The 9,682-nt window shown below is 75.7% G+C and carries 8 protein-coding genes; 3 read left to right on the top strand and 5 right to left on the bottom strand.

The annotated features are described in order from the left end of the window. Nucleotides 1-74 precede the first annotated feature (74 nt). Nucleotides 75-899: an LLM class F420-dependent oxidoreductase gene (locus L1885_RS17210; RefSeq protein WP_235798010.1), complete on the bottom strand. Its 825-nt coding sequence runs from the start codon at nt 897-899 to the stop codon at nt 75-77. 371 nt (nt 900-1,270) lie between these two features. Between L1885_RS17210 and L1885_RS17215 the strand changes: the two genes are divergently transcribed. Both L1885_RS17215 and paaI read left to right on the top strand, forming a co-directional pair. Further along, entirely contained in the window at nt 1,271-1,969 is a 699-nt protein-coding gene (locus tag L1885_RS17215) for a type 1 glutamine amidotransferase domain-containing protein (protein WP_235798011.1), read from the top strand. After that, nucleotides 1,966-2,544 (top strand): hydroxyphenylacetyl-CoA thioesterase PaaI, encoded by a 579-nt coding sequence (paaI, locus tag L1885_RS17220; protein WP_308117337.1) that lies wholly within the window; start codon nt 1,966-1,968, stop codon nt 2,542-2,544. Before L1885_RS17215 ends, paaI begins: the two co-directional genes overlap by 4 nt. Nucleotides 2,545-2,708: 164 nt before the next feature. Here the strand turns inward: paaI and L1885_RS17225 are convergent, their stop codons facing one another. Then, nucleotides 2,709-3,377 carry a DedA family protein gene (locus L1885_RS17225; RefSeq protein ID WP_235798012.1) on the bottom strand — a complete coding sequence of 223 codons (669 nt, stop codon included), beginning with the start codon at nt 3,375-3,377 and terminating at the stop codon, nt 2,709-2,711. Between the two features lie 544 nt (nt 3,378-3,921). Between L1885_RS17225 and L1885_RS17230 the strand changes: the two genes are divergently transcribed. Further along, nucleotides 3,922-5,559 (top strand): hypothetical protein, encoded by a 1,638-nt coding sequence (locus L1885_RS17230; protein WP_308117338.1) that lies wholly within the window; start codon nt 3,922-3,924, stop codon nt 5,557-5,559. Between the two features lie 84 nt (nt 5,560-5,643). Here the strand turns inward: L1885_RS17230 and L1885_RS17235 are convergent, their stop codons facing one another. From L1885_RS17235 to L1885_RS17245, 3 genes are all read right to left on the bottom strand, one after another. Then, nucleotides 5,644-7,239, bottom strand: a complete 1,596-nt coding sequence (locus L1885_RS17235; protein WP_235798013.1) for an alpha-amylase family glycosyl hydrolase — start codon at nt 7,237-7,239, stop codon at nt 5,644-5,646. 132 nt (nt 7,240-7,371) lie between these two features. Continuing rightward, nucleotides 7,372-8,250 (bottom strand): GH25 family lysozyme, encoded by an 879-nt coding sequence (locus tag L1885_RS17240; RefSeq protein WP_235798014.1) that lies wholly within the window; start codon nt 8,248-8,250, stop codon nt 7,372-7,374. A 368-nt stretch (nt 8,251-8,618) separates the two neighbouring features. After that, on the bottom strand, nt 8,619-9,386 hold the full coding sequence (locus L1885_RS17245) for an SAM-dependent methyltransferase (protein WP_235798015.1): 768 nt from the start codon (nt 9,384-9,386) through the stop codon (nt 8,619-8,621). Nucleotides 9,387-9,682 lie beyond the last annotated feature (296 nt).

Raw genomic sequence — 9,682 nt, forward strand, 5'->3', positions numbered from 1 at the left:
TCCCGCGGCCTCGGGCCGCCCGGGGCCGCGCGCCCCGGGCCCGGGCGGCCCGAGGCTCCCGCCCCGACGCGGGCTCAGCTGCTGAGCGCCGCCACCGCCGCCATGCTGTCCAGGACGCGCAGCGTGTCCGCCTCCCGCTCGGTGGGCAGCTCGAACAGCAGCCGGTGCACGCCGAGTTCGGCGTAGGCGGCCACGTCCTCCGGCTTGTGGGTCGCGTCGAAGACGGTCACGGGGACCTCGCGGCCCGCGAGGTCGTTCAGCCGCCGCATCTGGGGCCCGAGATCCTTGGGCGGGACCCCGTTGGCGAGCCAGGCGTCGCCGAACTTCGCCACGCGCCCGAACGCCCGTTCGCCGCCGCCCACGTAGATCGGCGGGTGGGGGGCGCGGACCGGCTTGGGCCAGCAGTAGACGGGATCGAGGTCGATGAACTCGCCGTGGAACTCGGTGGTCTCCTCCGTCCACAGGGAGCGCAGCACGGCGAGCCGTTCGTCGACCAGCCGGCCGCGCACCGTGGGGTCGGTGCCGTGGTTCTCCATCTCCTCGCGGTTCCAGCCCACGCCCACGCCGAAGACGGCCCGCCCGCCCGCGACCACGTCGAGGGAGGCCACCTCCTTCGCCGTGTGGATGGGATCCCGCTGCGCCAGCAGGGCGACACCCGTGCCGACGAGGAGCCGCTCGGTGGCGACCGCGGCCGCGGTGAGGGCGACGAACGGGTCGAGCGTCCGGTAGTACTTCTGCGGCAGTTCGCCCCCGCCCGGCCACGGTGAGCGCCGTTCCACGGGGATGTGCGAGTGCTCGGCGACGAGCAGCATGTCGAAGCCCCGCTCCTCCAGCGCCCTGCCGAGGGCGACGGGGCCGATGCCCTGGTCCGTGATGAAGGTGGAGATGCCGTACTTCACTGTCCGTCCCTTTCCGCGTCTGTCCGAGACCCGCGCTCCGCCGGGCGGGCGCGGCAGGCGGGCGGCGTGCCGTCCGCCGCCCGGTGCAGCACCTACCCCGCGCACCCGCCGTATCCACGCCCGCGCGATCGTCGCCCGCCCGCAGCCGGGCGCACGTCCTGCGACGACCCTACGAGCAGCCGGGCGCCGCGGCGCGGCCACGTGCCGCCCGGGGTGTCGGGACAGCGCCGTTTGGACCGCGGGGCGCGACGGCCTACCGTCGGGAGCACGCCGGGACGATCATCCGGGCGGCCCGCCGCCACCGCCGGGGCGGGACGCCGGCCCGCCCCGGCCCGCCGGACGAACCACCCCTCCCCCAGGAGATGAGCGGCATGGCAGAGATCCTTTTCGTGATGACGGGCGCCGACCACTGGACGCTGGCCGACGGCACCAGGCACCCGACGGGCTTCTGGGCGGAGGAGGCCGTCACCCCGTACGAGGTGTTCACGCGGGCCGGGCACCGGGTGACCGTGGCCACGCCGGGCGGCGTCGTGCCGACGGTCGACCGCGCGAGCCTGGCCCCCGGCGCCAACGGCGGTCAGGAGGGCGCCGACCGGATCGCCGCGGGGCTGGCGGCGTTCGAGGAGCTGCGGCACCCGATCGCCCTGGAGGACGCCGATCCCGACGCGTACGCGGCGGTGTTCTACCCGGGTGGCCACGGCCCGATGGAGGACCTCGCCGTGAACCCGGACTCCGGGCGGCTGCTCGCGCGCGCCCTCGCCTCCGGCAGGCCGCTCGGCGTGGTCTGCCACGCTCCGGCCTCGCTGCTCGCGGCGACGACCGGGGACGGCGGCAACGTGTTCTCCGGCTACCGGCTCACCGGCTTCACCAACGCCGAGGAGACGCAGGCGGGCCTCGCCGAGCGGGCCGCGTGGCTGCTGCAGGACCGGCTCGTCGCGATCGGCGCCGACTTCCGGGAGGGCGAGCCGTGGGCGCCGTTCGTCGTGACGGACCGCAACCTGCTCACCGGTCAGAACCCGGCGTCCTCGGGACCGCTCGCCGAGGAGCTGCTGAGCAGGCTCGCGGCGTGACGGCGACGGGAAGGGCGGGCGCCGGGCCCGGCGCCGGCGGGCCGGGCGGGGCGCCGTCCGCCGGCAGTGGCCCGGACGGGACGGGGGCGGAAGGCGCACTCGCGGCCCGGCGCCGGGCCGAGGAACTGCACGCACGCGACGGCACGTGCGCCATGCTCGGCATCGCGCTGCTCGACGCGGCTCCGGGGCGGGCGCGCGTGGCGATGCGCCTGACCGGGACGATGGTGAACGGGCACGGCACGGCGCACGGCGGGTTCCTGTTCCTGCTCGCCGACGCGGCGTTCGCGTTCGCCTGCAACACCCACGGCCCGGCGACGGTGGCCCAGTCGGCCCAGGTCGCGTTCCTCAGCCCGGCGCGCCCGGGCGACGAGCTGGTCGCGGAGGCCGCCGAGCGCACCCGTTCGGGTCGCAACGGGGTGTACGACGTGACGGTGCTGCGGCCCGCCGACGGCACCGTCGTGGCGGAGTTCCGCGGGCAGAGCTTCACGCTGCGCCCGCCGGGGACGGCGGGAGCCGGGACCGGCCGCGACGGCAGCGACAGCGGGGGCGGCAGCGGGGGCGGCCCGGCGCGCTGAGCCGCCGGGCGAACGGGCGTCCGGCGGCTCGGGCGGGCGGGCGTCCGGGCGGACGGGTGTTCGACAGTTCGGGCGGGCGGCCGCCCCGGCCCGCTCGGGGCCGCCTCTCGGCCCGCCCGCAACCGCCGGCACCCGCCGGAGGCGTCACCGCCCGCGGGAGACCGTCAGTTCGCGCCCTCGCCGCGTGCCGCGCGCCTGCGGGACCTCAGCAGTTCGAGGGCGAGGGGCAGCAGGGAGACGGCGACGATCAGGGCGATGATCGGCAGCAGGTAGCGGTCCACGTTCGGGACGGACGCGCCCAGGACGTATCCCGCGACCACGAGCCCCGCGGCCCACACCACCCCGCCCGCGGCCTGCCAGAAGGCGAAGACGCGCGGCGGCACCCCGAGGACGCCCGCGAGGGGGTTGAGCACGGTGCGCACGACGGGGATGAAGCGCGCCAGGACGACGGCCTTGGCGTGCCCGTAGCGGCCGAGCAGCTCCTCGGCCCGCGCCGCGCCCTCCCGCAGCCGGGCCGAGCGGCTGCGTTCCAGCAGGGCCCGGCCGCCGCGCCGCCCCAGCACGTAGCCGACCTGTGCCCCCGCGAGCGCCCCCGCCACCGAGGCCGCCAGCACGCCCGGCAGCGACAGCGCCGCGCCGTGGCCGGCCGTACCGGCGCACAGCAGACCCGCCGTGAACAGGAGCGAGTCGCCCGGCAGGAAGAACCCGACGAGCAGCCCGGTCTCGGCGAACATCACCAGGGCGATGCCCAGCACGCCGAAGGCGGAGAGCAGCGAGCGGGCGTCGAGGAGGTTCACGGCGAGCTGGGTCGCGGCGAACGGCAGTGGGGCCATGGGTGCGCACCTTCTCATCAGGGGGCGGCCGGCACGGCGGCTCGCGGCTTCTCGTCGGGGGACGGGCATGACGGGCCGCCCGGGCCCCTCACGCTCCGGGACCGGCAGCCCGGGTCGCGGGAGACGGCCGGGCGCGGCCCACTTCCGTCTACAACACTGTAGTCGAAAGTCGGCCGCCGGTCGCGGCACGGGCGCGCGCCCCGCCGGCCCGCCCGAATCCCGTCCGCCCGAGCCCCCGGGGCCACTCCACCGGCCGTCGGCACGGCGGGTGAGGTTGCGGCCCGGCCTGCCGGATGCGGGAGCCGGGCGCGCCTACGCTCCTGCTCCGGTGCGCGGGAGCAGGCGCCGGCCGCCCGCCTGCCCGCAGCCCGTGGGACCAGCACGTCATCCGCCCGCCCGCACCCGCGAAGGAAGCCGCCGTGGACGACACCATGCCCGTTCGGGCGGAGGGAACCGGCACGCCCCGGCCGGGGCGGACGCGGTTCCGGCTCCTCGCGGGGGCGGCGCCGGACGGGCGCCGCCGCAGTGGCAGCGCGTCCTGACGGTGCTCGCGACGGTCAGCCTCTTCATCGGCACCCGGGACGCCTGGACCCGGGCGATCCACTACGACCCGCCCGTCGCCGCTGTCATCTCCGCCGGTTACGCCGGGATCCTCGTGTGCGGGGTGCTGTCCCTGTGCGTCACCGGGCGCCGTGCGCTCGGGCGGGTGGACGCCGCGGTGCTCGGCGTCGCCCTGGCGCTTGCGGTGTGCGCCTACTGGCTCGACCACGGGGGCACGGACGAGGGCGTGCTGACCGCGCAGGCCGCGAGCGAGATCGTGCACGGCAGACCCGTCTACGGCAGCCCCTGGCCCTGGCTGTTCGAGCTGCCGCGCGTCGGCCTGACGCGGACGATGTCCGGCGGCGGCGACTACACGTACGCCTACCCTCCGCTCGCCGCACTGCTCACCGCTCCGGTGCGGCTGGTCGTGCACTCGACGGCCGCCGCCACCCTGGTGACGACTGCGGCCCTCGTCGCGGGCACGCTCGCACTGTGGCGGCTGCTGCCCGCGCCGTGGCGCTCGGCGGCGACCGCGGTCTGCCTGGGGTTCGGGCTGCTGCCGCACTACGCGCGGGCCGGGTATCCGGCGCTGGTCGCGTTCGCGCTGCTCGTGCCGGTGGTGGTGCGCTGGCAGGACACGGGGGCCGGGGGCAGGCTCGGCCGCCGGGGGCTGCTGCGCGCCTGCTGCCTGGGGGCCGCCTGCGCGGCGCAACAACTCGCCTGGGCCTTCGCGCCGTTCCTCCTCGTCGGCATTCACGCGGTGCGGCGGGGCGACCCGGTGCCCGGGGCGGCGCGGTCGGCGAGGGCCGTGACCGCCCGCTACGCCGGGGTCGCCGCGCTGACGTGTCTGGTGCTCAACGCCTACGTGGCCCTCCAGGGACCCCGGGCCTGGCTCGGGGGGATGCTGCTGCCGTTCACCCAGGGCGCCATCCTGCACGGTCAGGGCCTGATGGGCATCTCGTACTACTTCACGTCGGGCAGCGGGCGGCTGGACTTCTACTCGTATGCGAGCCTCCTGCTGCTGCTCGGCCTGCTGGCCGCGCTGGCCCTGTTCGTGCGCAGGCTCGGCCCCGCGCTGACCGTCCTGCCCTGGCTGCCCTTCTACCTCGCGACCCGCTCGCAGGACGGCTACTACCTGCTGATGACGCCCCTGTGGCTGGCAGCCGCCGTCACCGTGCCGACGGCCGCGCTCGCCACCGCGTGGCAGCCGGCGCTGCCGCGCCCGCTGGCGGGGCGCCGGGTGCGCGCCGCCGTCGCGGTGGGGCTCGTGCTGCCGGCCGCCCTGTGCGCGACGGTGGCCGCGGCGAGCCCGCCACCGCTGCGCATGACGCTGACCCCGCGGTTCACCGAGGGCTCCCGGCACGGGATCACCTCGCTCGCGGTGCGGGCCGTGAACACCACCGGCGCGCGGCTGACACCGCACTTCGCGAGCCGCACGGGGCAGGGCGCCTCGCCCTGGTGGCCGATCCGCTCCGGCCCGCCGGCGCTCGGCCCCCACGCGTCGGCCTCGTACGTGCTGCGGCCGCCACACGGCCTGTACGCGGTGGCGCGGGGCCCGCACATGCCGGTGCGGCTGATCGCGGTCACCGACGGGCCCATGACCGTCACGACGGCTCTCGTCCCCACCCGGCACCGCCACTGAGCGCCGCGTCCGGCCGCGCCGCCGCCCCGGCGGGCCCGGCCCCGGCGCTCCTCGGACGGCCGCGCCGCGGGCGGTGTGCCGCCGTCAGGAGCCCAGGGGCAGTGCGTAGACGGCGTACGCGTGCCCCGCGGCCGTGACCGTGTCGGCCCCGGCCTCGACACCCCGGGTGAGCAACGGCAGCAGCGGCCCCTCGCCGAGGTCGGCCGTGCGGGTCCAGGTGGCGGGCTCCCGGCGCGGGTTGACGACGACGACGTGCGTGCCGCCCCGCAGGTACACCAGCGGATAGCCGTCGTGCAGGACCCGGACGCCCGTCCCCGCCCCGAGGGCCTCGTTCTGCGCGCGCAGCGCGATCAGCGCGCGCACCTGGTGCAGGAGGGAGCGCTCGTCGGCGCGGGCGGCGGCGACGCTCGGCCGGTCCGGGGCGGGGTCCAGCGGCAGGTAGAGGTCCTCGGGGGCCGCGGACGAGAACCCCGCGGACGGCCCGTCGTCCCACTGCATGGGCGTGCGTGAGCCCTGCCGCGCCTCGCCGCCGAGCTGGGAGCCCTCGGTGTCGGGCAGGCCCGGCAGGTAGCGCATGCCGATCTCGTCGCCGTAGTAGATCACCGGCAGGGACGGCCAGGTGAGCTGGAAGGCGAAGGCCGGTCCCGCCTGCTCGCGGGTGCGCGGCCCGCACACGAGGCGCGAGAAGTCGTGGTTCGCGGTGGGCAGCGCGACGTGCCCCCGCCCCGCGACGGCGGCGTCCGCCTCGCTCCACGCGGCCAGGAAGCGGCCCATGCCGCCGCGCCCCTCGGGATCGAAGTAGCAGGCGTCCAGGTGCTCCCACGCGCCCTGGCTGCCCGTCCCGTTGTCCCACAGCGAGCGCAGGGCGAGGCCCTGGAAGTGGAGGAAGAAGTCCGCGTGCACGCCCGCCGGCACCGACGTCTTCGGGTCGCCCCACTCCGACAGCAGCACCCGGTCCGGGTAGGCGGTGTCGAGCCAGTCGCGCATCTCCCCCCACAGCGCGGACGTGGCCTCGTGCCCGGGGTCGTCCTTGACGAGGGAGGCCGCCATGTCGACGCGGAAGCCCGACACACCGCGCTCGAACCAGTGGGTCATGATGTCCCGCAGCGCCTGCCGGTTGGCGGTGGGTCCCGGCGCGTCGACCGGCTGCCGCCAGGGCTCGCCCGGATCCGGCCGGGCGTAGCCGTAGTTGAGTGCGGGCTGGATGGGGTAGAAGTTCGTCCGGTAGTACCCGCCGCGGCCGCCGAGGTTGGGGACCCACTCCCCCGTGGGCGGAGCGAGTCGCTCGGACCAGATGTACCGGTCGTCGCCCGGTGTGGCCGCCGAGTGCCGGAACCACGGGTGCAGGTGCGAGGTGTGCCCGGGGACGAGGTCGAGCATGACCCGGATGCCCCGTTCGCGGGCCGCCTCGACGAGGGCCAGGGCGTCGTCGTCGGTGCCGTAGCGGGGCGCCACCCTCAGGTGGTCGGTGATGTCGTAGCCGCCGTCGCCGAACTCCGAGGCGAAGAACGGGCTGATCCAGACGGTGTTGACGCCCAGCCACGCCAGGTGGTCGAGCCGGGAGGTGATGCCGGGGAGGTCCCCGATGCCGTCCCCGTCGGAGTCGGCGAAGCTCTGCGGATAGATCTGGTAGATCACCGCGTCGGCGAGCCAGGCGGGGGCGGGACGGCGCTGGGGCATGGAACGCACACTCCGGGGGGGCCGGTGACGGGGGCTGCCCGGCGGAGGGGACGACGTGCCCGCCTCCGCCCCCGGGATGGTAGCCCCCGGACCGGGCGGCGGCCCAGGGGCGGCCGCCCGGCACGGCGCCGGTCAGACGTTGTTGGCGAGGTTCTGCACGCCGCTGAGCGGCCCGTTGAAGCGGTCCTGGTCGCCGGGGAAGGTGCCGGAGTCGGCGAACTGCCAGAACGTGTAGAACGGCCAGCCGGCCGGGAGCGTTCCGACGGACGACGAGTAACGGGCGATGAACAGCGGGTCGTTGGCCGAGAAGGCGGCGGTGTTGCCGGTGCACGTCGTCCACCAGTCGGTGGTCGTGTAGATGGTGGGCCAGCGGGTGGTCTTGGCGTGCACCTCGTTCACGAAGGACGTGATCCAGGAGACCATCGCGGACTGGCTGAGGCCGTAGCAGGTGGACGTCGAGCCGTATTCGATGTCGAGCATCGGCGGCAGCGTCTTGCCGTCCTTCGACCAGCCGCCGCCGTGCGCGACGAAGTAGTCCGCCTGCGCCGCGCCCGTCGAGCTGTTCGGCGTGGCGAAGTGGTAGGAACCGCGGATGAACCCGGCGTTGTAGGAACCGGTGTAGTTCGCGGAGAAGTTGGGGTCGCGGTACGTCGTGCCCTCGGTCGCCTTCATGTACACGAACCGGGCGCCGTTTGCATACGCGGACGCCCAGTTGATCGTGCCCTGGTAGTGGCTGACGTCCATGCCGGGCGTCTGGGTGACGAGCGGGCCCGCGGCGCGGCCGGACGGCGGCGGCGTCGAACCGCCCTCGTGGGCACGGACGGTGGAGCCCATCCAGTCGAGGTCGGGGTTGTGCGCGGCGGGCGCGGACGGTGCGGTGGGGGCCGGTGCGGCGGCCGCTGTGCCCGGCGCGGCGACGAGGAGCCCCGCCAGGCCGAGGAGGGTCCCGGCCGCCGAGGCGAGTGCGCGGCGGGCGGCGGATCTGCGGCGGAACGTCCGTGCGAAGTCCATCAGTGCCTCCAGAAGTGGGGGGAGATTCCGGTGCGCTCACGTGCTGCCCATGGTGCGGGCGTCGCATGCGGAAAGGGTGGCGCCTGATGGAAGCGGATGTGAAGAGGTTTCAGCGCACGCCGTTGGTCTACACCTGCGAAAGCGGCGACCACCACGGACCCTGAAAGAAACTTTCCGTCGCGTGGAGGCGCCGCGCCGGTCTCACGCGCCGTGCGTTCACGGCGAGTTGGCGTCTCGTCGGCCTTTCTGGAAGGACCGCGACGCGCCTCGCCGGGCGGCGGGGGCACGCCCGATGCCCGAGGTGCCGGCGGCCGGGGAGCCGGCCGGGCCCCGGAAGCCGGCGGCTCCCGGGGCCGAGCCTGGCCGGCTCAGGGGATGCGGGCGACCGCGGCGTAGATGCCGGAGGTCTCGTCCTTCGGGGCCGGCTCCTCCTGGTACCAGCGCGGTGCCGGGACGAGGCCCGGCTCGACCAGTTCCAGGCCCTCCAGGAACACCTCGATCTCGGCGCGGGTGCGGAAGCGCGAGTCGATGCGGGAGGTGTACGCGTCGTTCTCGTCGTGGAAGTCGAAGGTGCCGTGCGAGAAGACGAGGAAGCTGCCCGAAGGCATCGCGTCGACGAGGGTGCGCACGATGCCGTAGGGGTCCTGGTCGTCGGTGACGAAGTGCATCAGGGCGATGAGCGACAGGCAGATCGGCTGATCGAAGTCGAGGACGCCGCGCGCGTGTTCGAGGATCGGTCCCGGCTCGCGCACGTCGGCCTGGATGTAGTCGGTGAACCCCGGTGGCCGGCTGACCAGCAGCGCCTCCGCGTGGCGCAGCACGATCGGGTCGTAGTCCGTGTACACCACGCGGGCGGCGGGCACGGAGCGCTGGACGATCTGGTGCAGGTTCGGCTCGGTCGGTATGCCGGTGCCGATGTCCAGGTACTGGCCGATGCCGTGGGAGGCGACCCAGGCCAGCGCGCGGTGCATGAACGCCCGGTTGTGGCGCGCGCCTTGGGACACGGCGGGCGGCAGCCGCTCGCCCATCTCCTTGTCGACGCGGTAGTTGTCCTTGCCCCCGAGCAGGTAGTCGTACACGCGCGCCGGGTGCGGGGTGCTCGTGTCGATGGGCGATGCGGTGCGATCGGTCGTCATCTGCTCTCCGGTGTCCAGGTGTCCTCGGGGCGGGCCCGCAAGGGGCGCGCGTGCCCCCTGCGGCGGGTGGTGCCGTACGGGACGCGCGGCGCCGCCCCGCGCGGGGGCGGCGTCCGGCCGTGCCCGTGATCATGCCGGATGTGCGGTGTCAGCGCTCGCCCGGCCCGGCCGCGGGAACCGGCACCTCCTCGCGTTCATGATGGCGCGGCCCGGCCCCGGGCGCCGCGCCTTTCGCGTCCGCGGGCCCGGGCGGCACGCTCCCCGGGCCCTCGGGCGCCGGGACGGCGGCGGCCGAG

The organism is Streptomyces fuscigenes (assembly GCF_021556455.1).
In the GTDB taxonomy this organism is placed as follows: Bacteria; Actinomycetota; Actinomycetes; order Streptomycetales; family Streptomycetaceae; genus Streptomyces; species Streptomyces fuscigenes.

Bases quoted from the DNA above. Each gene is read 5' to 3' on its own strand.
- L1885_RS17215 (WP_235798011.1), top strand. From the start codon at position 1,271: ATGGCAGAGATCCTTTTCGTGATGACGGGCGCCGACCACTGGACGCTG.
- L1885_RS17225 (WP_235798012.1), bottom strand. From the start codon at position 3,377: ATGGCCCCACTGCCGTTCGCCGCGACCCAGCTCGCCGTGAACCTCCTC.
- L1885_RS17235 (WP_235798013.1), bottom strand. From the start codon at position 7,239: ATGCCCCAGCGCCGTCCCGCCCCCGCCTGGCTCGCCGACGCGGTGATC.
- L1885_RS17240 (WP_235798014.1), bottom strand. From the start codon at position 8,250: ATGGACTTCGCACGGACGTTCCGCCGCAGATCCGCCGCCCGCCGCGCA.
- L1885_RS17245 (WP_235798015.1), bottom strand. From the start codon at position 9,386: ATGACGACCGATCGCACCGCATCGCCCATCGACACGAGCACCCCGCAC.